The sequence below is a fragment of the Pseudomonas viridiflava genome (assembly GCF_001642795.1).
GTDB lineage: Bacteria > Pseudomonadota > Gammaproteobacteria > Pseudomonadales > Pseudomonadaceae > Aquipseudomonas > Aquipseudomonas viridiflava.
Genome location: NZ_LKEH01000047.1, coordinates 287,651 through 311,551 on the forward strand (window position 1 = coordinate 287,651; position 23,901 = coordinate 311,551).

At 60.0% G+C, this 23,901-nt stretch carries 23 protein-coding genes; 19 read left to right on the plus strand and 4 right to left on the minus strand.

The genetic code is table 11. The annotated features are described in order from the left end of the window. Positions 1-205: 205 nt before the first annotated feature. Together AO065_RS24325 and AO065_RS24330 are read right to left on the minus strand one after the other, a co-directional pair. Positions 206-616 (minus strand): PA2817 family protein, encoded by a 411-nt coding sequence (locus AO065_RS24325; RefSeq protein WP_004884618.1) that lies wholly within the window; start codon positions 614-616, stop codon positions 206-208. Positions 617-712: 96 nt separating this feature from the next. Continuing rightward, positions 713-3,160 carry an acyl-CoA dehydrogenase gene (locus AO065_RS24330; protein WP_004884616.1) on the minus strand — a complete coding sequence of 816 codons (2,448 nt, stop codon included), beginning with the start codon at positions 3,158-3,160 and terminating at the stop codon, positions 713-715. A 162-nt stretch (positions 3,161-3,322) separates the two neighbouring features. Between AO065_RS24330 and AO065_RS24335 the strand changes: the two genes are divergently transcribed. The 10 genes from AO065_RS24335 (at position 3,323) to murB (ending at position 12,410) form a co-directional block, all read left to right on the plus strand. Then, positions 3,323-3,946, plus strand: a complete 624-nt coding sequence (locus AO065_RS24335) for a glutathione S-transferase (RefSeq protein ID WP_004884615.1) — start codon at positions 3,323-3,325, stop codon at positions 3,944-3,946. A 204-nt stretch (positions 3,947-4,150) separates the two neighbouring features. Next, positions 4,151-5,083: an ABC transporter ATP-binding protein gene (locus AO065_RS24340; RefSeq protein ID WP_004884614.1), complete on the plus strand. Its 933-nt coding sequence runs from the start codon at positions 4,151-4,153 to the stop codon at positions 5,081-5,083. After that, positions 5,080-5,868, plus strand: coding sequence for an ABC transporter permease (locus tag AO065_RS24345; protein ID WP_004884611.1), 789 nt, complete (start codon positions 5,080-5,082; stop codon positions 5,866-5,868). The genes AO065_RS24340 and AO065_RS24345 overlap by 4 nt, the downstream gene beginning before the upstream one ends. A 135-nt stretch (positions 5,869-6,003) precedes the next feature. Next, a complete protein-coding gene (locus AO065_RS24350; RefSeq protein ID WP_032651738.1) occupies positions 6,004-8,220 on the plus strand; it encodes a DNA internalization-related competence protein ComEC/Rec2 in 2,217 nt (738 codons plus the stop codon). Positions 8,221-8,252: 32 nt separating this feature from the next. Beyond that, positions 8,253-8,969, plus strand: a complete 717-nt coding sequence (locus AO065_RS24355) for a MotA/TolQ/ExbB proton channel family protein (RefSeq protein ID WP_074454496.1) — start codon at positions 8,253-8,255, stop codon at positions 8,967-8,969. After that, positions 8,966-9,397: an ExbD/TolR family protein gene (locus AO065_RS24360; RefSeq protein WP_004884601.1), complete on the plus strand. Its 432-nt coding sequence runs from the start codon at positions 8,966-8,968 to the stop codon at positions 9,395-9,397. The genes AO065_RS24355 and AO065_RS24360 overlap by 4 nt, the downstream gene beginning before the upstream one ends. Continuing rightward, the gene (lpxK, locus tag AO065_RS24365) at positions 9,397-10,392 is read left to right on the plus strand and encodes a tetraacyldisaccharide 4'-kinase (protein WP_004884600.1); all 996 of its coding nucleotides are present in this window, start codon (positions 9,397-9,399) and stop codon (positions 10,390-10,392) included. The genes AO065_RS24360 and lpxK overlap by 1 nt, the downstream gene beginning before the upstream one ends. A gap of 17 nt (positions 10,393-10,409) precedes the next feature. After that, entirely contained in the window at positions 10,410-10,595 is a 186-nt protein-coding gene (locus AO065_RS24370; RefSeq protein WP_004884599.1) for a Trm112 family protein, read from the plus strand. Then, complete coding sequence (gene kdsB / locus AO065_RS24375) at positions 10,592-11,356, plus strand: 3-deoxy-manno-octulosonate cytidylyltransferase (protein WP_004884598.1); 765 nt, start codon at positions 10,592-10,594, stop codon at positions 11,354-11,356. The genes AO065_RS24370 and kdsB overlap by 4 nt, the downstream gene beginning before the upstream one ends. A 34-nt stretch (positions 11,357-11,390) precedes the next feature. Next, entirely contained in the window at positions 11,391-12,410 is a 1,020-nt protein-coding gene (gene murB, locus AO065_RS24380) for a UDP-N-acetylmuramate dehydrogenase (RefSeq protein WP_004884595.1), read from the plus strand. A 111-nt stretch (positions 12,411-12,521) separates the two neighbouring features. Here murB and rne read toward each other — a convergent pair whose 3' ends face one another. Next, positions 12,522-15,773, minus strand: coding sequence for a ribonuclease E (gene rne, locus AO065_RS24385; protein ID WP_004884594.1), 3,252 nt, complete (start codon positions 15,771-15,773; stop codon positions 12,522-12,524). 726 nt (positions 15,774-16,499) lie between these two features. Between rne and rluC the strand changes: the two genes are divergently transcribed. The 3 genes from rluC to AO065_RS24400 are packed head-to-tail and all read left to right on the plus strand — an operon-like array spanning position 16,500 to position 19,128. Continuing rightward, the gene (rluC, locus tag AO065_RS24390) at positions 16,500-17,459 is read left to right on the plus strand and encodes a 23S rRNA pseudouridine(955/2504/2580) synthase RluC (protein ID WP_004884593.1); all 960 of its coding nucleotides are present in this window, start codon (positions 16,500-16,502) and stop codon (positions 17,457-17,459) included. Beyond that, complete coding sequence (locus AO065_RS24395) at positions 17,446-18,105, plus strand: HAD-IIIA family hydrolase (RefSeq protein ID WP_004884591.1); 660 nt, start codon at positions 17,446-17,448, stop codon at positions 18,103-18,105. Before rluC ends, AO065_RS24395 begins: the two co-directional genes overlap by 14 nt. A 24-nt stretch (positions 18,106-18,129) precedes the next feature. Next, the gene (locus AO065_RS24400) at positions 18,130-19,128 is read left to right on the plus strand and encodes a S49 family peptidase (RefSeq protein ID WP_004884589.1); all 999 of its coding nucleotides are present in this window, start codon (positions 18,130-18,132) and stop codon (positions 19,126-19,128) included. Positions 19,129-19,192: 64 nt separating this feature from the next. Here the strand turns inward: AO065_RS24400 and AO065_RS24405 are convergent, their stop codons facing one another. Further along, positions 19,193-19,771: a Maf family protein gene (locus AO065_RS24405; RefSeq protein WP_004884587.1), complete on the minus strand. Its 579-nt coding sequence runs from the start codon at positions 19,769-19,771 to the stop codon at positions 19,193-19,195. A 106-nt stretch (positions 19,772-19,877) separates the two neighbouring features. Between AO065_RS24405 and AO065_RS24410 the strand changes: the two genes are divergently transcribed. The 6 genes from AO065_RS24410 to acpP all read left to right on the plus strand — a co-directional run bounded on the left by AO065_RS24410 (position 19,878) and on the right by acpP (position 23,885). Continuing rightward, complete coding sequence (locus AO065_RS24410; protein WP_004884585.1) at positions 19,878-20,405, plus strand: YceD family protein; 528 nt, start codon at positions 19,878-19,880, stop codon at positions 20,403-20,405. 13 nt (positions 20,406-20,418) lie between these two features. Beyond that, entirely contained in the window at positions 20,419-20,601 is a 183-nt protein-coding gene (rpmF, locus tag AO065_RS24415; protein ID WP_002552688.1) for a 50S ribosomal protein L32, read from the plus strand. Positions 20,602-20,605: 4 nt separating this feature from the next. After that, positions 20,606-21,628, plus strand: coding sequence for a phosphate acyltransferase PlsX (gene plsX, locus AO065_RS24420; RefSeq protein ID WP_004884583.1), 1,023 nt, complete (start codon positions 20,606-20,608; stop codon positions 21,626-21,628). A gap of 130 nt (positions 21,629-21,758) precedes the next feature. After that, a complete protein-coding gene (gene fabD / locus AO065_RS24425) occupies positions 21,759-22,697 on the plus strand; it encodes an ACP S-malonyltransferase (RefSeq protein ID WP_032651736.1) in 939 nt (312 codons plus the stop codon). Between the two features lie 15 nt (positions 22,698-22,712). After that, positions 22,713-23,456 carry a 3-oxoacyl-ACP reductase FabG gene (gene fabG / locus AO065_RS24430; RefSeq protein WP_004884579.1) on the plus strand — a complete coding sequence of 248 codons (744 nt, stop codon included), beginning with the start codon at positions 22,713-22,715 and terminating at the stop codon, positions 23,454-23,456. Between the two features lie 192 nt (positions 23,457-23,648). Continuing rightward, entirely contained in the window at positions 23,649-23,885 is a 237-nt protein-coding gene (gene acpP, locus AO065_RS24435) for an acyl carrier protein (protein ID WP_004884578.1), read from the plus strand. Positions 23,886-23,901: the final 16 nt, after the last annotated feature.

Sequence of the window (23,901 nt, forward strand, 5' to 3'; positions counted from 1 at the left end):
TTTCACCCACGTCGCGATCTGCGGTGTTCATGACATCGCGGTACAAAAGCGCATCAGTGCCGCTGTCTCTCCGGATAGCCAGATGACTTGTGTATAACGATGAGCGCTCCAGCGTGGGCATGCCTCCCATGACGCTCCGCGTCACAAATGGCACAGACTGCGGATTCGCGATTGGCGGTGTTCACCATCGCGTTGGAAAAGCATGTCAGTGCTTGCTGCCCTGGATCGACATCGCCAGCAACTGCTTCTCCTGATTCCAGTCGAACGGCTCGTCGTTCTGCTCGGCTTCGTACCGGCGCTCTTCAAGGGCCTGATACAGATCGATTTCATCGTCGGGCATGAAATGCAGGCAGTCACCGGCAAAGAACCACAGCAGGTCGCGCGGCACCAGATGGGCGATCTGCGGGTAGCGCTGGATGACCTGACACAGAATGTCCTGGCCCAGGTACTGGCTTTCGATAGGGTCTTGCGGCAATTGCTCGACCAGCTCGTCGAAGCGCTCCATGAACAGTGCATGGCTTTCTTCTGGAACCTGCTCGGCCTCGCCCAGCGCGACCAGAATACTGCGCAGGTGCGCAAGCAGACCGAGATGGTGGTCGAGAGTGGCGTCGGCCATGATGTAATCCTCAAATGCAAAAACAGGCGCGAGAGTATAAAGCTCTGCGCGCCTGTTTTGTGGATCAACTGACCTGCGAGGGTCAGGTTGGGTCAATCAGCGAATCTTGCCCGGTGTGTGCGTCAGCTCTTCTTTGTCGAAATCATCCACGTCTATCACCTTGCGACGAGCCGCTTCAGCGGTTTTCAACGTCTGCGCCTCGTCAGCCTGCAGCACCCCGAGACGCAGCGCGGCGTCGATGAGTGGTTCGCCGGCTTCTGGCAGAACCTGCCCGCCCTTGAACGCAACCTGCAGTTTTTTGTGCAGCGGATAGGCGGCACTCAGCAGGTCGCTGGCATGTTGCAGCGCGCCGACCGGATCTTCGGCCGATTGCGGGCGGTAGCAGCCTGCAAGCAGCTCTTCGAGCGTAGGATCGCCCTTGGCACGGCCCAATACCTGAGCCACTTCGGCGTCGAGCCTGTCCGACGGACCTTTGTGGCGACGGCCGAACGGGAAGACGATGACCCGCAGCAGACCACCCAGGATACGGTTCGGGAAGTTGCTGAGGATCTCGTCCATCGCCCGCTCCGAATGCCCCAGGCTTTCTTCCATGGCCCAGCGGAACAACGGGCTCATATGGTCCGGCGAACCCAGGTCGTGGTAACGCTTGAGGGATGCGGAAGCCAAGTACAGATGGCTGAGCACATCGCCCAAACGAGCCGACAGGCGCTCGCGGCGTTTCAGCTCGCCACCCAGCAGCATCATGCTCAGGTCTGCCAACATGGCGAAGGCCGCAGCCTGACGGTTCAGCGCTCTGAAATAGCCCTGGCTCAGGCTGTCGCCCGGCGCGCGTTCGAAATGCCCGAAACCCAGATTGAGAATCAACGTACTGGCCGCATTGCTGACCGCAAAGCCGATGTGCTTGAGCAGCAGAGTGTCGAACTCGGCCAGTGCATTATCGTGGTCGGTGCGCCCGGCCAATGCCATTTCCTTGAGCACGAACGGATGGCAGCGAATCGCGCCCTGACCGAAGATCATCAGGTTGCGCGAGAGAATGTTGGCTCCCTCGACGGTGATGAAGATCGGCGCACCTTGCCAGTTGCGACCCAGATAGTTGTTCGGGCCCATGATGATGCCCTTGCCGCCATGCACGTCCATGGCGTGGCCGATGCACTCGCGGCCGCGCTCGGTCAGGTGGTATTTGAGGATCGCCGACAGGACCGACGGTTTTTCGCCCAGATCCACGGCATTCGCAGTGAGCATCCGCGCACTGTCCATCAGCCAGGCGTTGCCACCGATGCGCGCCAGTGCTTCTTGGATACCTTCGAATGCCGACAGCGGCACGTTGAACTGCTCGCGCACCTTGGCGTACTGACCGGTCACCAGACTCGTGTATTTGGCCGCACCCGTACCCACAGCGGGCAGCGAGATCGAGCGGCCCACCGACAGGCAGTTCATCAGCATCATCCAACCCTTGCCCAGCATTGGCTGACCGCCGATCAGGTAGCTCAACGGGATGAACACGTCCTTGCCGGAGTTGGGGCCGTTCATAAACGCTGCGCCCAGTGGCACGTGACGACGGCCGATCTCGACGCCCGGCGTGTCAGTCGGAATCAGCGCCAGACTGATGCCCAGGTCTTCTTCCTCGCCCAGCAGGTGCTCGGGGTCGTAGGCCTTGAACGCCAGGCCGAGCAGGGTCGCGACCGGACCCAGTGTGATATAGCGCTTTTCCCAGGTCAGGCGCAGGCCAATGACTTCTTCGCCTTGCCAGTCACCCTTGCAGATAATGCCGGTGTCCGGCATCGCGCCCGCATCGGAACCCGCCAGCGGGCCGGTCAGGGCGAAGCAGGGGATGTCATCGCCGCGCGCCAGGCGGGGCAGGTAGTGATTGCGCTGTTCGTCGGTGCCGTAATGAAGCAACAGTTCGGCAGGCCCGAGGGAGTTGGGGACCATCACGGTTGAAGCCAGGTCGCCGCTGCGGGTCGCCAGTTTCATGGCGATCTGCGAGTGGGCATAGGCCGAGAAGCCTTTGCCGCCGAATTCTTTCGGGATGATCAGCGCGAAGAAGCCGTGCTGCTTGATGTGCTCCCAGGCTTGCGGCGGCAGGTCCATGGCCTGACCGATTTCCCAGTCGCTGACCATCGCGCACAATTCTTCGGTCGGGCCGTCGATGAACGCCTGCTCTTCTTCAGTCAGCTGGACTTTCGGATAGGCCAGCAGTTTGTCCCAGTCGGGACGGCCGCTGAACAGTTCGCCATCCCACCAGACCGTACCGGCGTCGATGGCGTCACGCTCGGTTTCGGACATCGGTGGCAGGACTTTCCTGAACCAGCTGAACATTGGTGCCGTGAAGTGTTTGCGGCGCAGGTCGGGCAGGATCATCGGTATGAAGATCGCCAGCCACAGTATCCAGAAAATCGTCAACAGCCAGCCTGGAGCGTGGCTGAAAATGCCCATCGCCAGCAGGTAGACCGCCACTACGCCCAGCGCGGGCAGCGGGTCGGTACGTCGGTGCGCCAGCCAGGCAATGCCCACGACCAGCACAACAATCCACAACAGCAGCATACGTATTCCTCCGTGATGAACGCTGCGTTCGCAACGCTCAAGAACTGGTCGCCAGGCAGTGGTGGGGCGACATCGATAGTGACCCTGTCCTGACAAGGAAGTTGCCAGCGGATCGGGTAGACTGAGCAGTCAGTTTTTCACAGCCACTGCGAGGGGAACGCAATGCTCAAGATATGGGGTCGGAAGAATTCAAGCAACGTGCGCAAGGCACTCTGGATTGCCGAAGAAGTCGGCGTGCCGTACGAGACCCAGGACGCCGGTGGCGCGTTCGGACTGGTCAATGAAGCGGCGTACCGCAGCAAGAACCCCAACGGCCGTATACCCATGATCGAAGACGGCGATTTCGTGCTCTGGGAATCCAACGCTATCGTGCGTTACCTGGCGGCCCGTCATGCTCCGGATTCCGACCTGTATCCCGCCGATCTCCAAGCCAGGGCCCTGGCAGACAAATGGATGGACTGGACCACTTCGACCATCGCTGCGCCATTTAGCCCGGTATTCTGGGGCGTAGTGCGCACGCCGGCTGACAAGCAGGACTGGAACGCCATCAACGAGGGCATCATCCATCTTCACAGCCTGCTGCTGGTCGCAGACGAAACCTTGTCCCGCCAGCCCTACCTGTCGGGTGAGGCATTCGGCATGGGCGACATCCCGCTGGGCTGCTTCGCCTACGCCTGGTTTGAAATGCCGATTGAACGTCCGCCGCTGCCTCACCTCCAAGCCTGGTATGAACGCCTCAAGACGCGTCCGGCGTACCGCAAGGCGGTCATGAGTCCTTTGACGTAACGCCAGAGCCGCGCAGAGCCGCGCAGAGGTCCGCGCGGGCAAGGCGTGCCGGCTCATCACGGCGCTTCGATATTTACTATTAACAAATGTGTCTGTACTTGAACGACCCGGCCAAGCACCATTGCATGATCGGGTGTCAGTGACGCGCACAGCGGCTTTCAGCCCACCCCTTTCTTTCTATTCTGATTTGGTACCTTTTCCGATATGTCTTCTGCTCTGTCCATCCGGCAGCTAACCAAAACCTACGGCAACGGTTTCCAGGCCCTGAGTGGTATCGACCTGGACGTCGCCGAAGGTGATTTCTTCGCCTTGCTCGGCCCCAACGGCGCTGGCAAATCCACCACCATCGGCATCATCTCGACGCTGGTCAACAAGACCAGCGGCACGGTGAACATCTTCGGTCATGACCTGGACCGCGAGCCTGCTGCGCTCAAGCGCTGCATCGGTGTCGTGCCGCAGGAGTTCAATTTCAACCAGTTCGAGAAAACCTTCGACATCGTCGTGACCCAGGCTGGCTACTACGGCATTCCGGCGAAGATCGCCAAGGAACGCGCCGAGCAGTACCTGACCCAGCTGGGGCTGTGGGACAAGCGCGACGTGCCTTCGCGTTCGCTGTCCGGCGGCATGAAGCGTCGTCTGATGATCGCCCGTGCGCTGATTCACGAGCCGCGCCTGCTGATTCTCGACGAGCCGACTGCCGGTGTGGACATCGAATTGCGCCGCTCCATGTGGACGTTCCTGACCGAACTGAACCGCAAGGGCATCACCATCATCCTGACCACGCACTATCTGGAAGAGGCCGAACAACTGTGCCGCAACATCGGCATCATCGACCACGGCACGATTGTCCAGAACACCAGCATGAAGCAACTGCTCAGCACTCTGACCGTCGAGACGTTCCTGCTCGACCTCAAGGCGACCTGGCAGACCGCGCCACAGTTGCCGGGCTTCCCCAGCCGTCTGCTCGACAGCCATACGCTGGAAGTGCAGGTCGACAAGAACGTGGGCATCACCGCGCTGTTCAGTCAACTGGCTGCGCAGAACATTGAAGTGCTGAGCCTGCGCAATAAATCCAATCGCCTTGAGGAGTTGTTCGTGTCTCTGGTGGAAAAAAACCTGGCGAAGGTGGCGCTATGACTGCTCAGACCGGCGAACTGCGCCCCAATCTGGTTGCCCTGAAAACCATCGTGTTCCGTGAAGTGCACCGTTTCATGCGCATCTGGCCGCAGACCCTGCTGCCGCCTGCGATCACCATGGTCCTTTACTTCGTCATCTTCGGTAACCTGATCGGTCGCCAAATCGGTGACATGGGCGGCTTCACCTACATGCAGTACATCGTGCCGGGGCTGATCATGATGTCGGTGATCACCAACTCCTACGGCAACGTGGTATCGAGCTTCTTCGGTGCCAAGTTCCAGCACTCGATCGAAGAACTGATGGTGTCGCCGGTATCACCGCACACCATCCTGGTCGGTTACACACTGGGCGGCGTGCTGCGCGGTCTGATGGTGGGTTTCATCGTGACCATGCTGTCGATGTTCTTCACCGACCTGCAGGTTCACCACCTCGGCGTGACCATCGTGGTGGTCGTGCTGACCGCAACCATCTTCTCGCTGCTGGGCTTCATCAACGCTGTCTTCGCACGCAACTTCGACGACATCTCGATCATCCCGACCTTCGTGCTTACCCCGTTGACCTACCTCGGTGGTGTGTTCTACTCGATCAACCTGCTGCCGCCGTTCTGGCAGACCGTGTCGCTGGCCAACCCGGTCCTGCACATGGTCAACGCCTTCCGTTACGGCATTCTGGGTGTTTCCGACATCAAGATCAGCATCGCCCTGGCGTTCATGATCGTCGCCACCTTCGTGCTGTACTTCGGCTGTGCACGGTTGCTGGTGAGTGGGCGTGGTATGCGTCAGTAACACTTTCACCATCGGCCCGCCTTACGGCGGGTCGATGGCTCTGCAAGCCTGCCCTTTCAGATTCTGAAACACACCTCCTGCCCATACTTCTTTGCCTGCGCTCATCCTTGAGGCTTTCCGCTTCGAGTACTCCTCATGCGCACAGGGATGATCGCGCTCGCGCTCGGCCTGTTGGCCCTGCGCTTCCTGCCTGCCTTGCCTGATACCTGGCTGTTGCTGCTGATGCCCGCTGTGGCCTTGATGCTGTTGCCATTTCGCACCTACCCGCTGGCCTTCTTCCTGTTCGGCTTGACGTGGGCTTGCGTCTCGGCGCAATCGGCACTGGATGATCGATTGCTGTCCCGGCTCGACGGCCAGACGCTATGGCTGCAAGGCACGGTGGTCGGGTTGCCGAGTGCGGCTGAGGGGGTGGTGCGTTTCGAGCTCGCGGATGGTGTGTCACGACGGGCGAAATTACCCCGGCTGATGCGCATTGCCTGGTATGGCGGTCCTGAAGTGCGCAGCGGTGAGCGATGGCGACTGGCGGTGAAGCTCAAGCGGCCGGGTGGACTGGTTAATCCCGAAGCGTTCGATTACGAGGCCTGGTTATTGGCCCAGCGTATCGGCGCGACCGGCACCGTGGTGGACGGTCAGTTGCTGGCGCCGGCGCGTGCTGCCTGGCGCGATGCCATTCGCCAACGGCTGCTGGCCGTCGACGCGCAGGGGCGCGAAGGCGGGCTGGCGGCGCTTGTGCTGGGGGATGGCTCGGGCTTGTCGACCACTGACTGGCAAGTGCTGCAGGACACCGGCACTGTGCATTTGCTGGTGATCTCCGGACAGCACATCAGCCTCTTGGCTGGCGTGATTTATGCGCTGGTGGGCCTGCTGGCGCGCTGGGGACTGTGGCCGCGGACTCTGCCGTGGCTGCCCTGGGCGTGCGGTCTGGCGTTCGCGTCGGCGCTGGGGTATGGCTTGCTGGCCGGGTTCGACGTGCCGGTGCGCCGTGCCTGTGTGATGGTGGGTCTGGTTCTGCTCTGGCGTTTGCGCTTTCGGCATCTGGGCATGACCTGGCCGTTACTGCTGTCGCTCAACGCCGTGCTGGTGTTCGAGCCGCTGGTGAGTCTGCAGCCGGGGTTCTGGCTGTCTTTTGCGGCGGTCGGGATTCTGATCCTTATCTTCAGTGGCCGCCTCGGTGCCTGGAGCTGGATGCAGAGCTGGACGAGAGCCCAGTGGCTGATTGCCGTCGGCCTGCTGCCTATTCTGATGATGTTGAACCTGCCGATCAGTGTCAGCGGTCCGCTGGCCAATTTGCTGGCTGTGCCTTGGGTCAGTGTCGTCGTTCTGCCTGCGGCACTGATTGGCACGCTGTTGCTGCCTGTTCCGATGCTGGGCGAGGGCTTATTGTGGCTGGCCGGTGGGGCGCTGGAAGGGCTATTCGTGTTTCTGGGCTGGATGGCGAACCTTGTGCCTGCCTGGCTGCCCAGTACCACGCCGGCCTGGACTCTGATCCTGAGTCTGCTGGGCGCGTTCTTGCTCCTGCTGCCCAGAGGTGTGCCGATGCGGCCTCTGGGCTGGACGCTGCTGTTGCTGTGCGTGTTTCCACCACTCAAGTCGGTGCCCGCCGGACAGGTTGACGTTCTGCAACTGGATGTCGGGCAGGGGCTGTCGATTTTGTTGCGCACCCGACACCACACGCTGCTGTATGACGCCGGGCCACGTTTCGGTGAGTTCGATATCGGTCAGCGGGTGGTCGTGCCGGCCATTCGCAAGAGTGGGGTACGGCATCTGGACGTGATGCTGCTCAGTCACGCAGATTCCGATCATGCCGGAGGTGCACCGGCAGTCCACAAGGCGTTTACGGTCGGGCGTGTGCTGGGCGGAGATATCGAGCGCCTTCCGCCTGCACTCGGGGCACTTCGTTGTGAAAACGGCGAGCAGTGGGAGTGGGACGGCGTGGTGTTTTCAACCTGGATCTGGGAGCAGGCACCCGAAGGCAATGCAGGGTCCTGCATGCTGAGCGTCGACGCCGGTGGCGAGCGATTGTTGCTGACCGGCGATGTTGATGCCGAGGCCGAACAGGCGGCCATCGACAGTGGATTCGACCTGCGCGCCCAGTGGCTTCAGGCACCTCATCACGGCAGTCGGTCCTCATCCTCTAAACCGTTTCTGAGAGCGGTCATGCCGAAAGGTGTGCTGATTTCCCGCGGACGTAACAATGCGTTCGGCCACCCACACCCGCTGGTCATGGCGCGTTATAAATGGAACGGTATCGTCAGCTACGACAGTGCCGAGCTGGGTGCCATCCGTCTGCAACTGGGTACTTACGGCAGCCCTGAGGCACAGCGCGCGCAGCGACGTTTCTGGCGTGACTGAATCCACGGATATCGACGGCAACCGGCGACCCTATGATAGAGTGGCGCCAATTTTTCAAGGGAGTGGTCACTGTGTGGGAACTGGTCAAATCTGGCGGCTGGATGATGTTGCCGATCATTTTGAGTTCCATCGCCGCTGCCGGCATCATCATCGAACGGCTCTGGACGCTGCGCGCCAGCCGTATCACGCCGCCGCACTTGCTGGGGCAGGTCTGGCAGTGGATTCAGGATCAGAAACTCGATAAAGAGAAGCTCAAGCAACTGCGTGCCGATTCGCCTCTGGGTGAAATCCTTGCGGCAGGCCTGGCCAACTCCAGGCATGGTCGCGAGATCATGAAAGAGTGCATCGAGGAAGCCGCAGCGCGGGTCATTCATGATCTGGAGCGTTACCTGAGTGCGCTGGGTTCGATTGCTGCTATGGCGCCGTTGCTGGGTTTGTTGGGCACCGTGCTGGGCATGATCGATATCTTCGGATCTTTCAACAGCTCTGGAGCCACGGCCAACGCCGGTGTTCTCGCGGGCGGTATTTCCAAGGCGCTGATCTGTACCGCGTCGGGCCTGATCGTGGCCATTCCGGCCATCTTTTTTCACCGTTTTCTGCAAAGCCGTGTCGATGAGCTGGTGGTCGGCATGGAGCAGCAGGCCATTCGTCTGGTCGAGGTGGTGCAGGGCGACCGTGACGTCGATCTGATCGACGCCAAGGTCGACCTCAAGTCCCTGGCCAAGGCAGGCGGGAGCAAGAAGAAGTGAAGTTTCGTCGCCGCAGACCGCGGGAGAACATCGACATCAACCTCGTTTCGTTGATCGATGTGGTGTTCATCCTGCTGCTGTTCTTTATCGTGACCACCACCTTTACTCGTGAAACCCAGTTGCGGGTCGATCTGCCGCAGGCGGTCACCGGCACACCTGAAGTCGACGCAAGTGCCAAACATCTGGACATTGCGATCAACGCCGATGGGATCTTTTCCCTGAACAACCAGTTGTTGCCAAAAAACGATCTGGCCACCCTGATCGAAGCGCTGCAACGTGAGTCGGCCGGCGACACCAGTCTGCCGCTGTCCATCAGCGCCGACGGCAAGACCCCTCATCAGTCGGTCATCACTGCGATGGATGCTGCCGGTAAGCTGGGTTTCAGTCACCTGCGCATGACCACAGTCGAGGCCACACAGGCTAATTGATGGCATTCACCGACCGTTTGCTTGACGCCTGGTACAACGGCCATCCTGCGCTGGCGCTGCTGCGTCCTCTCGAAAGCCTCTATCGCCGGGTAGTGGACGGCAAGCGTGCGCGCTTTGTCGCGGGCGAGGGCGATATCTATCGCGCGCCGGTGCCGGTCATTGTGGTTGGAAACATTACGGTCGGCGGCACTGGCAAGACGCCGCTCATTCTCTGGATGATCAGGCATTGCCAGCAGCGTGGTCTGCGGGTCGGCGTGGTCAGTCGGGGTTATGGTGCCAAACCGCCAAGCCTGCCCTGGCGAGTTCTGCCCGAGCACAAGGCCAGTGAAGTCGGTGACGAGCCGCTGCTGATCGTTCAGCGTTGCGGTGTTCCGCTGATGATCGACCCGGACCGCAGCCGCGCCGTCCGGGCGTTGCTGGCTGCTGAACCGCTGGATCTGATTCTTTCCGACGATGGTCTGCAGCACTACCGGCTGGCCCGTGATCTGGAGCTGGTACTGATCGATGCCGCGCGCGGTCTGGGTAATCGGCGCTGTCTTCCGGCCGGGCCGTTGCGCGAGCCTGCCGAACGGCTGAACAGTGTCGATGCGGTGCTTTACAACGGTGCCCGGTCAGATCGCGAGGATGGCTATGCCTTCACGCTCAAGCCTGCCGCACTGATCAACCTGCGCAGTGGCGAACGTCGGCCAGTTGACCATTTTCCACCCGGCCAGGCCGTGCACGCGGTCGCCGGAATCGGCAATCCGCAACGTTTCTTCAATACCCTCGAAGGATTACACTGGCAGCCTGTGCAGCACCCTTTCGCTGACCACGCTGTCTATAGCGCACAGGCGCTGACCTTCACGCCATCCCTGCCGCTTGTGATGACCGAGAAAGATGCCGTGAAATGCCGCGCTTTCGCGGCAGATGACTGGTGGTATCTGGCAGTGGATGCGGTGCCTTCCGACGCGTTTGTCAGTTGGTTCGATGAACAGCTGTCACGTCTTTCCCCATGATTGCTTCAGGATCTCCTATGGACACCAAATTACTCGATATCCTTGCCTGCCCGATCTGCAAAGGTCCGTTGAAGCTCAGCGCGGACAAGACCGAGCTGATCAGCAAGGGCGCAGGTCTGGCCTATCCGGTTCGTGACGGCATCCCGGTGATGCTGGAAAGCGAAGCGCGCACACTGACTGCCGATGAGCGTCTGGAAAAATGACCACCGATTTCACCGTCGTAATTCCTGCGCGTTACGGATCCAGCCGTTTTCCGGGCAAGCCGCTGAAAGTCATTGCGGGCAAGCCGATGGTCCAGCTCGTCTGGGAGCAGGCCCGCAAGAGCAGCGCGCAGCGCGTGGTGGTTGCCACCGACGACGTGCGAATCTTCGAAGCCTGTCAGGCGTTCGGTGCTGAAGTGCTGATGACCCGCGATGACCATAATTCCGGCACTGACCGCCTGGCTGAAGTTGCTACGCAACTGGGTCTGGCGGCGGATGCGATTGTGGTCAACGTCCAGGGCGACGAGCCTATGATTCCGCCAGCGGTAATCGATCAGGTGGCCAGCAATCTGGCTGCGCATCCGGAAGCCGGTATTTCGACGCTGGCCGAGCCGATCGACGATGTGGCAGCGTTGTTCAATCCGAACGTGGTCAAGGTGTCTTCGGACATCAATGGTCTGGCGCTGACGTTCAGTCGCGCTCCGTTGCCGTGGGCGCGCGATGCCCTGGCTGCCAACCGCGACGAGTTGCCCGCAGGCGTGCCTTTGCGCCGTCATATCGGTATCTACGCCTATCGCGCCGGCTTCCTGCATGACTTCGTCAGCTGGGGGCCGTGCATGCTCGAGAACACTGAGAACCTTGAGCAGCTGCGTGCGCTGTGGAATGGTGTGCGCATCCATGTCGCCGATGCCCTCGAGGCGCCGCCCGCCGGTGTCGACACCCCCGAAGACCTTGAGCGCGTCAGACGCCTGCTGGAGGTTTGATGTCGGTTCTCCAGTCGTTCGGGAAAGCGGTCCAATGACCCTGCAAGTGCAGTCAGCCGTTTCGCTCAAGCGCTTCAACACCTTTGGCGTTGATGTTCAGGCAAAGCTCTTTGCCGAGGCGCACAGCGACGATGATGTTCGACGGGCCCTTGCCTATTCGGCCGAGCACGACGTGCCGCTGCTGGTCGTGGGGGGCGGCAGTAACCTGCTGCTCAGCGGTGACATTCCTGCATTGGTATTGCGCATGGCCAGTCGCGGTATTCGCATCGTGCGTGAGGACTGCGCTGAAGCCATTGTCGAGGCGGAGGCGGGCGAACCGTGGCATCCCTTCGTCCAGGCCAGTTTGAAGATGGGGCTTTGCGGGCTAGAAAATCTGAGCCTGATTCCGGGTACGGTTGGCGCAGCGCCGATGCAGAACATCGGAGCCTACGGCGTCGAGATCAAGGACGTGTTTCATGGTCTGACTGCGCTGGACCGGGAAACTGGCGAGCTACGTGAGTTCTCGCTGGAAGACTGTGCATTCGGTTATCGCGACAGCGTGTTCAAGCATGAAGTGGGTCGCTGGCTGATCCTGCGTGTGCGCTTCAGGCTCACGTGGGAATCGAAACTGCATCTGGAATACGGTCCGGTTCGTCAACGTCTGGACGAGATGGGTGTGAAGCAGCCGACGCCTTTTGATGTCAGCCGGGCGATCTGTTCGATCCGCAGTGAAAAACTGCCGGACCCTGCGGTGTTGGGCAACGCAGGCAGTTTCTTCAAGAACCCGGTTGTGTCCGCTGAATCCTTCGCTGCGATCAGGCATGAGCATCCGGGCGTGGTCGGTTACCCACAGGCCGATACCCGAGTGAAGCTCGCGGCCGGCTGGCTGATCGAGCAGGCGGGGTGGAAGGGCTTTCGTGATGGCGATGCCGGGGTGCATGCGCTTCAGTCGCTGGTGCTGGTCAATTACGGACAGGCCACGGGCCTTCAGCTATTGAGTCTGGCACGTCGCATTCAGGCTGACATTGCTGAGCGGTTCAATGTCGAGCTGGAGATGGAGCCGAATCTGTACTGAGCTTCGCTCATGAAGTCAGCAGGTGATCAGGCCCGTCGTTAATCCACTCAAATCGCAGGCATAAAAAAGCCCTGCCTGTTTACACAGGCAGGGCTTTTTCATGGACCGGGTTTAGACGAGCGGTTTAGGCTCGGTTTCTTTCTCGGCATGTTGCTGCTCGGCATGTTCCTCGGTGTTCAGCGCAGGCTGGACCGATTCTGCTTCAGCGACAACAGGTGCAGGCTCCGAAGCAGCAGGTGCAGCAGAAGCAGCCTGTTCGGCTTCCTTCTGACGGCGCGCTTCTTCTTCGCGCTTGCGGCGACGAACTTCACGAGGATCGTTCGGTGCGCGACCCGTGCTGCTGACCGGCAGGGCCGGTGCTTCAACCGCTGCTGGTTCCTGAGCTTCTTGCACGGCGGGTGCTTCTTCAACAGCCGGTGTCTGTGGTGCGAAGTAAGGGGCAGGCTCTTCCTTCACGAACGCAGGCTCTGCAACAGGAGCGGGTGCAGGTGTCGGCAGTTCCGAGGATTCAGTGGCTGGCACTTCTTCCTGAGCCTTGGCTTCGACCGGAGCTTGTGGCTCTGGTGTTGGCTCAGGCGTTGGCGTGAACGGTACGACGCGCTCTGCATGAGGGGCTTCGAACAGCTCGGTCTGCGCAGCGATAGCCGGCGCTTCGGTCACTGCTGGCTGAACCTCGACTTCAGGTGCTGCCTCGGCCTTCGGTGTTTCGTCGGCAATTGGCGCTTCAACAGCAGGCTGCTCAACAGTTGGCTCTGCGGCCACCGGCGCTTGCTCGGTCGGGGCTTCAACAGCGGTTGCTTCAGCAACTGGCGTTTCGACAGTGGCTGCTGGCTCTGCAGTGTCAGCCACAGGTGCCTCAACAGTGCTGTTGGCACGTTCAGCCTGCTCATGGGCCTGAGCCTCGGCAGGAGCGCTGATCACCGAGGCCGCGGCAGTAATGGCCAGACCGGCAGCGGCATCGGAGCCTTGCTCTTCTTCGTTGCCGTTCTCTTCCGAGCCTTCGATCACATTACCGTTGGCATCACGCTGACGCTCACGACGGTTGCTGCGGCGACGCTGACCACGGGAGCGGCGACGAGGGCGTTCGCCTTCGTTGCTGTCCTGGTTGTCATCGTGAGCCTGTTCTTCGTTCAGCAGCACTTCTTCTTCGCTGGCCTCAACAACGGCCTGCTCTGTACGTGGCTGACGCTCTTCACGCGGTGCACGAGGCTGGCGTTCTTCACGTGGGGCGCGTTCAGGGCGCTCTTCGCGGGCAATGTTGACGGCCGGTGCTGCATCCAGCGGCTCACGCAGTTCGCGGACCGGACGCTCTTCACGACCTTCACGAGGCTTGCGCTCACGGGAGGTGCGGGCCGGACGCTCTTCGCGGGCGGTCGTGGTCGGTGCTGCGTCATCACGGGCTTCACGTGGGGCGCGCTCTTCACGAGGTGCGCGTTCTTCGCGTGGGGCACGTTCTTCACGAGGAGCACGCTCTTCGCGAGGTGCGCGTTCTGCACGCTCTTCACGTGGAGCGCGTTCTTCACGAGGCTTGCGCTCTTCGTCGCGACGATTGTTGCGGCCACGGCTCTGCTGACGGCCGTTACGACGCTCTTCGTTGCGGGCAGGGCGCTCGGTTGCAGCCGGTTTTTCGACCACTACCGGTGCGGCTGGCTCTTCCTTGGTCGCGAACAGGCTGACCAGAGATTTCACCAGGCCCTTGAACAGGCTTGGCTCTGGAAGGGCAGGCGCTGGCGCTACGGCAACGGCTTCCACAGGAACCGGGGCGTTGGCCCGGGCTGGAGCGGTCTTGACGGCTGCTTCCTGACGAACCAGGGTACGGGTCGCGGCAGCCAGCGGAGCGATTTCTTCCACTTCGGCAGCGGCAGCAGCGATCTCGTAGCTGGACTGGTTGTTGTGGGCTTCCGGGCTGTCATCACGCAGACGCTGAACTTCGAAGTGCGGCGTTTCGAGGTGATCGTTCGGTAGAATGATGATGCGGGCGCGGGTACGCAGTTCGATCTTGGTGATCGAGTTGCGCTTCTCGTTGAGCAGGAACGCTGCGACCGGGATCGGCACCTGGGCGCGTACTTCGGCAGTACGGTCTTTCAGGGCTTCTTCTTCGATCAGGCGCAGGATGGCCAGCGACAGCGACTCGACATCACGGATGATGCCGGTGCCGTTGCAGCGCGGGCAGACGATGCCGCTGCTTTCGCCAAGCGATGGACGCAGGCGCTGACGGGACATTTCCAACAGGCCGAAACGCGAGATACGACCGACCTGAACGCGGGCGCGGTCGGCTTCCAGGCTTTCACGGACCTTCTCTTCCACGGCGCGCTGGTTCTTGGCCGGGGTCATGTCGATGAAGTCGATGACGATCAGGCCGCCGATGTCACGCAGGCGCAACTGACGGGCGATTTCTTCAGCCGCTTCGAGGTTGGTCTGCAGGGCGGTTTCTTCGATGTCGCTGCCTTTGGTGGCGCGCGCCGAGTTGATGTCGATGGACACCAGTGCTTCGGTCGGATCGATGACGATGGAGCCGCCGGAAGGCAGTTCGACGACGCGCTGGAAGGCGGTCTCGATCTGGCTTTCGATCTGGAAACGGTTGAACAGCGGAACGCTGTCTTCATACAGCTTGATCTTGCTGGCGTACTGCGGCATCACCTGACGGATAAAGGTCAGGGCTTCTTCCTGGGCTTCGACGCTGTCGATGAGGACTTCACCGATGTCCTGGCGCAGGTAGTCGCGGATGGCGCGGATGATGACGTTGCTTTCCTGATAGATCAGGAACGGCGCGGAGCGATCCAGGGACGCTTCCTTGATGGCGGTCCACAACTGCAACAGGTAGTCGAGGTCCCACTGCATCTCTTCGCTGCTGCGACCCAGACCTGCGGTACGAACGATCAGGCCCATGTCGGCAGGAGCGATCAGACCGTTGAGTGCTTCACGCAGTTCGTTGCGCTCTTCGCCTTCGATACGACGCGAAATGCCACCGGCACGCGGGTTGTTCGGCATCAGGACCAGATAACGGCCCGCCAGGCTGATGAAGGTGGTCAGGGCTGCGCCCTTGTTGCCACGCTCTTCTTTCTCGACCTGAACGATGACTTCCTGGCCTTCGCTCAGGACGTCCTTGATGTTGACGCGGCCTTCAGGGGCTTTCTTGAAGTACTCGCGGGAGATTTCCTTGAGGGGCAGGAAGCCGTGGCGCTCAGAGCCGAAATCGACAAAGGCAGCCTCGAGGCTGGGTTCGATACGAGTGATCCGGCCTTTATAGATGTTGGCCTTCTTCTGCTCGCGTGCACCTGACTCGATGTCCAGGTCGTAGAGGCGCTGGCCGTCTACCAGTGCAACACGCAACTCTTCGGGTTGAGTCGCGTTAATCAGCATTCTTTTCATGTAGTACCGTCGGTTTCCGGGCTGCCGGAAACGGCGTTCGGCACACACGACTTCTCACGGTCGGTGTCAGGGCACGTCAAGAGTGGTTGGACACTCCAGTGTCTAGCGATTTTCCTGCCCGGAATGGGGCGGGGCGTCGCGACGACGTTTCCTGCTTGCTGTGGTGACCTAGGACACCCTTTCAGCAAAAGCTTTGTCAGGAGGAGGAATCGACCATCGGTAGCGGACGAGATGAAGCGTCTAGAACAAGCCTTTTGCTACACAGTCCGATGGTTGTGCGTCTCCACCCTACACGTATCCCTGATAATTCGGGTGCTGCCGCGCGCAGAATCCGCAGCGGGTTGGCATTTACCGCGATCTTCGATAGGGAAGGTCGCGCATCATGGCTTTAGGCGTTGTTCCCGAAGCATTCGCTCGTAGCGTCTGGAAGCGACTGCACCTTGTGAACTGGCCGTGAATTATTCGCACTGAAGGCGAGCTGTCTGCTCAGCGATCTGGCGTGTTTCCGGCCTCATGTCACCCGCGCTTGTTACGTTTCCAGCATGCTGCGTTGTCACCGAAAGCCCCGTAGGACGGCCTCACGTCCTCGTGAATTGCGTTGGTCAGGGTCGGCTGTCAACCGTTTGTCCGCTGTCCGGCCGCTTTTGGCGGCGTTCGCGACTATAGCAGCAATCATTAAGTGCTTCAAATCCATAAAAAATTGTTATGATTTGCGCCATGACAAATATTGCCCCTCCAACCCCCGGCGTCCAGCTGGTAGAGGTTGCGCCGGAACTTGCCGGTCAACGCATCGATAATTTTCTGATCACTTATCTCAAGGGTGTGCCCAAGACCTTGATTTACCGCATTTTGCGCAAAGGCGAAGTGCGTGTGAACAAGGGGCGGATCAAGCCCGAGTACAAGTTGCAGGCAGGAGATATCGTCCGCATTCCCCCCGTGCGCGTGCCTGAGCGCGACGAGCCCGTGCCTGTTGCGCAGGCGTTGTTGCAGCGTCTGGAAGCGGCCATTGTCTACGAAGACAAGGCGCTCATCGTGCTCAACAAGCCGGCCGGTATTGCCGTTCATGGCGGCAGTGGTCTGAGCTTCGGCGTCATCGAAGCGTTTCGCCAGTTGCGCCCGGACGCCAAGGAGCTCGAGCTGGTCCACCGTCTGGATCGTGACACATCCGGTCTGCTGATGATCGCCAAAAAGCGCAGCATGTTGCGTCACCTGCACGAAGCCTTGCGTGGCGACGGGGTGGACAAGCGCTACATGGCGCTGGTGCGTGGCAACTGGGCAACGTCCATCAAGCAGGTCCGTGCACCGTTGCTCAAGAGCAATCTGCGTTCCGGCGAGCGGATGGTCGAGGTCAACGAAGAGGGCAAGGAAGCACTGACGATTTTCAAGGTGCTGCGTCGTTTCGGTGATTTTGCCACGATGGTCGAGGCCAAGCCGGTAACCGGTCGAACCCACCAGATTCGTGTTCACACGCTGCATGCCGGGCATGCGATTGCCGGTGATACCAAGTACGGCGACGAGGATTTCAGTCGTGAAATCCGCGATCTGGGTGGCAAGCGTCTGTTTCTGCACGCTTACATGCTGACCGTGCCGATGCCGGACGGCGATAAGCTTACCTTGCAGGCACCGGTAGACGAGATGTGGGCCAAGACAGTGGAGCGTTTGAGTGCGCCACTATGATCTGCTGATTTTCGACTGGGATGGCACGCTGGCAGATTCAATCGGACGCATTATTGAGTCCATGCGCACTGCCGCGATCGGTGGCGGTATGGAAGGGCGCGATGATGAGTCGATCAAGGGCATCATCGGTCTGGGTTTGCCCGAGGCAATCCGTACGCTCTATCCGTCGATCACGGCAAACGACCTGATCGACTTCCGCCAACGCTACGCTGACTGTTATATGGCGATGGATAACGTGCCGTCTCGATTGTTCGAGGGTGTGTCGGAGTCCATTCAGGCGTTTCGCGACGAGGGTTACCGTCTCGCGGTCGCCACGGGCAAGGCGCGTCGCGGGTTGGATCGCGTATTGAAGGCCAATGCCTGGCTGGATTTTTTCGATATCACCCGGGCTGCCGACGAAACGGCGAGCAAGCCCGATCCGTTGATGCTGCACGAGATCATGGCGCATTGTGATGTTTCGCCCGAGCGTTCGCTGATGATTGGGGATTCGTCCTTCGATCTGCAGATGGCGCGTAATGCGGGTATGGATTCGGTGGCCGTGGGGTATGGCGCGCAATCGCTGGATTCGTTGCGTGCGTATGAGCCTCGTCTGGCCATCGAGCATTTTTCCGAACTGCGCCCCTGGTTGAATCGGCGCAGCGTTTAATCATCGTTCCGGAGCAAGTTGAGCATGTCTGACGAATGGAAAGCGCCTGCCTCCCAGAGGGCGGATGGGCCTGTTGATGACAGGGAAGAGGCGAAAAGCTGGAAGTTGCTGGAAAAAACCTTGCTGGCCAGTGTTCAGGAGCAGCGGCGTGCGCGTCGCTGGGGGATCTTTTTCAAGCTGCTGACCTTTGTGGTGCTGTTTACGGTGCTGATCGTTCCGATGCTGGACCTGAGTGGTGGTGCATCACGGCGCGCCAGTCACACGGCTGTGGTCGATGTGCAGGGCATGATCGCCGACAAGGAGCCTGCCAGCGCCGACAACATCATTACCGGGTTGCGTGCTGCGTTCGAGGACGCCAAGACCAAGGGCGTCATTCTGAATATCAATAGCCCGGGCGGCAGTCCGGTGCAGTCCGGTTATGTGTACGACGAGATTCGTCGCCTGCGCGCGCAGAAGCCTGACATCAAGGTCTATGCCGTGATCAGTGATCTGGGTGCCTCGGGTGCCTATTACATCGCCAGTGCCGCCGACCAGATCTACGCCGACAAGGCCAGTCTGGTGGGCTCTATTGGTGTCACGGCAGCCGGTTTCGGCTTCGTCGGCGTGATGGAAAAGCTGGGTGTCGATCGTCGGACCTACACGTCCGGCGAGCACAAGGCCTTCCTTGATCCGTTCCAGCCGCAGAAAGCGGACGAAACGCAGTTCTGGCAGGGTGTGCTGGACACGACGCACCGGCAGTTCATTGCCAGCGTCAAGCAGGGTCGTGGCGAGCGCCTCAAGGACAAGGATCACCCGGAGTTGTTCTCCGGGCTGGTCTGGACCGGCGAGCAGGCGGTTCCGCTGGGTCTGGTGGACGGTCTGGGCAGCGCGGCTTATGTGGCGCGTGAGGTGATCGGCGAGAAGGATATGGTCGATTACACCGTTGAAGAGTCGCCTTTTGACCGTTTCTCCAAAAAGCTGGGCACCAGCATTGCCGAGCGGCTTGCGATGCTGGCGGGGTTCAATGGCCCGACCTTGCGTTGATCGCATGCCAGGTATGAGCCGGATATGAAAAGACCCGACAGCTGTCGGGTCTTTTCATGGTGGGTCAGGGGATGGAGATCCCTTCCTTTATTAGCATGTCCACCAGGCGGATCAGCGGCAGGCCGATCAGGCTGGTGGCGTCAGTGCCTTCGGTGCTGCGGAACAGGCTCACGCCCAGGCCCTCGGCCTTGAAGCTGCCTGCGCAATCGAAAGGCTGCTCTGCGTGCAGGTAGCGCTCGATGCTTGCGGTGTCGAGGTCGCGCATGTGCACGGTAAAGGGAACGCAGTCCATCTGGCAGACGCCGGTCCGGCTGTTGAGCAGGGCCAGACCGGTCAGGAAGGTCACGCGTTTGCCGCTGGCCGCCGACAGTTGTTCCAGCGCGCCTTCGAACGTGTGGGGCTTGCCGAGTATCCGGTCGCCGAGCACGGCGACCTGATCCGAACCTATTATCAGATGGTCGCAATGTTCGCTGGCAAGCGCCTGTGCCTTCTTCTGTGCAAGGCGCAGTACGAGCTCCAGAGCGGGTTCGCCGGGGCGTCTGCTTTCGTCGACATCGGGTGATTTGCAGGTGAACGGCAGGCGCAGTCGGGCCAGCAGTTCGCGACGGTAGACCGAGCTGGAAGCTAGAAGCAGGGAAGGCATGCGATTCTCCTTGAACTGAGCGCAGATTCTAATGATCCATAAGAGATGCGAACAGACCTGAATTTCCTTTGACATGCCAGGGGGGCATCCCTAGAATGCTGCGCCTATGTTGAATGACCCGATTCCACCTCACGTTGACCCGCGCAAATTGGCTGATCGCGGCACTACCCTTCAGGGTGAAGTGCTGCTGGCCGATTTGGAGAGACTCTGCGACCCGCTTGCCGACAATGTCGGTACGGTGCAGGCCAAATTCATTTTCGAGCGTGACGAACGCCGTTCGGTGGTTATCCACAGTGCGATAGACGTCTCGGTCAAGATGGTTTGCCAGCGTTGTCTTGAGCTGGTCACCCTGCCGATCCACAGCGAGTGCAGTTACGCTGTGGTGAAGGAGGGTGCGAATACCCAGTCGTTACCGAAAGGTTATGACGTGCTGGAACTGGGCGAAGATCCTTTGGATCTGCTGGCACTGATCGAGGAGGAGCTTTTGCTCGCCTTGCCCATCGTGCCTGCTCATCATCCGGAAGAATGCCAGCAACCGGCGGGTCTCGATGAGCCCGAACCGAGCGTGGACGAGGTGACACGGTCCAACCCGTTCAGTGTATTGGCGCAGTTAAAGCGTGACCCAAACGTTTAGGAGTTAATCAATTATGGCTGTTCAGCAGAACAAAAAATCCCGCTCTGCCCGTGACATGCGTCGTTCGCACGACGCTCTTGAGGCAAGCACTTTGTCGGTAGAAAAGACCACTGGTGAAATTCACCTGCGTCACCACGTATCGCCAGAAGGCGTATACCGTGGTCGTAAAGTGATCGACAAGGGCGCTGACGAGTAATTTCTTGTCCGCTCCGATCATTGCGATCGACGCAATGGGCGGGGACTTCGGTCCCCGCAACATTGTTCAGGCAAGCCTCGCGTGCCTGACTGCTACGCCCTCGCTTCATCTGGCCCTTGTCGGCCAAACACCCCTTATTGAAGAACTGATTGCCCGCCATTCCGGTGTGGATCGCTCGCGCCTGCAAATCGTCAATGCCAGCGAAGTCGTTACGATGGACGAGCGTCCGTCACAGGCACTGCGTGGCAAACCTGACTCGTCGATGCGTGTTGCGCTTGAGCTGGTCGCCAGTGGCAAGGCCCAGGCCTGCGTCAGTGCAGGCAATACAGGAGCCCTGATGGCGCTGTCACGTTTCGTGCTCAAGACGTTGCCGGGTATTGACCGCCCGGCGATGATTGCCGCCATCCCGACACGCACAGGCTATTGTCAGTTGCTGGATCTGGGCGCCAACGTCGATTGCAGTGCCGAGGCGCTGTATCAGTTCGCGGTCATGGGTTCCGTGATGGCCGAGACGCTGGGGGTCGCAAGACCGAAAGTGGCGTTGCTGAATGTCGGCACCGAAGATATCAAGGGCAATCAGCAGGTCAAGCAGGCGGCCGCTCTGCTGCAGGCGGCGCCGGGTCTCAATTACATCGGCTACGTGGAAGGTGACGGCTTGTACCGGGGCGAGGCTGATGTGGTGGTGTGCGACGGTTTTGTCGGCAATGTCCTGCTCAAGTCCAGCGAAGGCCTGGCGGCAATGATCGCCGCCCGGATCGAGATGCTGTTCAAGCGCAATCTGTTGACCCGCGCGGTAGGTGGTCTGGCATTGCCGATGTTGAAGCGTCTGCAGGCTGATCTGGCACCGGCCCGCCATAATGGCGCCAGTCTGCTGGGTCTTCAGGGTATCGTTGTGAAAAGTCACGGTTCGGCAAGCGTTCAAGGCTTCCAGAGTGCGATTCAGCGCGCGTTGATCGAGACTCGGGAGAATCAGCCGGAACGCCTTCGTGGGCGGCTCGAAGCGATGCTGCAGAACGGCCAGTCGTGAAAATGTGACGCATCCGACTGCTCGGTCATCCAAACCGGCAGTCGGGTAAATTTGAACACCCATGTTTGAATACACGTGTTCGGTTCGTCCGAATGCCTATTTCAGCTACAACACTTCAGAGGCTTGTTAAATGTCTGCATCCCTCGCATTCGTATTTCCGGGTCAAGGATCGCAATCGCTGGGCATGCTTGCCGAGCAGGCTGCTGAGCATCCGTTGATCCTCGATACTTTTGAACAGGCGTCCGAAGCGCTGGGCTATGACCTGTGGGCGCTGACCCAGAGCGGTCCTGCCGAATTGCTCAATCAGACTGACAAGACCCAGCCTGCCATCCTGACCGCCTCGGTTGCGCTGTGGCATGTCTGGCTGGCTGAAGGCGGCGCTGTTCCTGCATTTGTTGCAGGTCACAGTCTGGGTGAATACAGCGCTCTGGTCGCTGCGCAGAGCCTGAGCCTGGAAGACGCGGTCAGACTCGTCGAGCGCCGTGGTCAGTTGATGCAGGAAGCCGTTCCGGCCGGTCAAGGTGGCATGGCCGCAATTCTGGGTCTGGACGACGCCGATGTCATCGCTGCCTGTGCCGAAGCGGCTCAGGGCGAAGTGGTCAGCGCAGTGAACTTCAACTCGCCGGGTCAGGTGGTCATCGCCGGTTCTGCCGAGGCCGTCAAGCGTGCGATGGAGCTGTGCAAGGCGCGGGGTGCCAAGCGCGCTCTGCCATTGCCGGTCAGCGTTCCTTCGCACTGCGAGCTGATGCGCCCGGCTGCCGAGCGTTTCGCCGAATCCGTTGAAGCCATCGAGTGGCAGGCGCCGGAAATCGCTCTGGTGCAGAATGTCAGCGCCAGTGCAGTCAGTGATCTGGCGACGCTCAAGCGCGACCTGCTCGAACAGTTGTACAAGCCTGTGCGCTGGGTGGAATCCATCCAGTGTCTGGCAAGCCGTGGGGCTACCCAGCTGGTGGAATGTGGGCCGGGCAAGGTGCTTGCCGGTCTGAACAAGCGTTGCGCCGAGGGCGTGATTACTTACAACCTGGATACCCCAGACGCCTTTGCCGCTGCGCGTGCGGCACTGGTCTGATTAGGAGAAGCCTGCATGAGCCTGCAAGGTAAAGTTGCACTGGTGACCGGTGCCAGTCGTGGTATTGGTCAAGCCATCGCCCTGGAATTGGGCCGCAATGGTGCTGTGGTCGTGGGCACCGCGACGTCCGAGTCCGGTGCCGAGCGTATCAGCGCGGCATTCAAGGAAGCCGGCATCGAAGGTTTCGGCCTGATGCTGGACGTATGCAGCGCCGAATCCGTCGATTCCGTGCTGTCGACCATTCAGGCGCGCGTTGGCGCACCGTTGATCCTCGTCAATAACGCTGGCATCACACGTGACAATCTAATGATGCGCATGAAAGATGACGAATGGTACGACGTGGTCAATACCAACCTGAACAGCCTGTTCCGGCTTTCCAAGGGTGTTTTGCGCGGCATGACCAAGGCTCGCTGGGGCCGTATCATCAGCATCGGCTCCGTAGTGGGTGCCATGGGCAACGCCGGTCAAGTAAACTATGCTTCCGCGAAGGCAGGGCTGGAAGGTTTCAGCCGTGCTCTTGCCCGTGAAGTGGGTTCGCGTGCAGTGACCGTGAACTCGGTGGCGCCAGGTTTCATTGATACCGACATGACGCGTGAATTGCCTGAAGCACAGCGTGAAGCGTTGCTGACCCAGATTCCTCTGGGCCGTCTGGGACAGGCGCAGGAAATCGCCAATGTGGTGTCTTTCCTCGCTTCCGAGGGCGCAGGCTACGTGACCGGGGCGACAATCCCGGTCAACGGCGGCATGTACATGAGCTGAATGTGACGATCTGTTTCAAAAAAATGTCATAAGATCTGTCTAAAATCCGTTATAAAGCTGCAATCTATAAATGGGCAGAAGGGCGATGGGGCAAAGGCGGAGAGCGTTACGCTTGAAAAACGTAAAACCTCTTCTATACACTTACCCTCTGGCCAGATGCCTGAATATTTCCACTAGGAGTTAAAACTAGGTATGAGCACCATCGAAGAGCGCGTCAAGAAAATCGTTGCCGAGCAACTTGGCGTCAAGGAAGAAGAGGTTGTCAACACTGCTTCTTTCGTTGAAGACCTGGGCGCTGACTCCCTGGACACCGTTGAGCTGGTAATGGCTCTGGAAGAGGAATTCGAGACCGAAATCCCTGACGAAGAAGCGGAAAAGATCACTACCGTTCAAGCTGCTATCGATTACGTCAACAGCCACCAGGCTTAAGATTCGGAATCGCTGC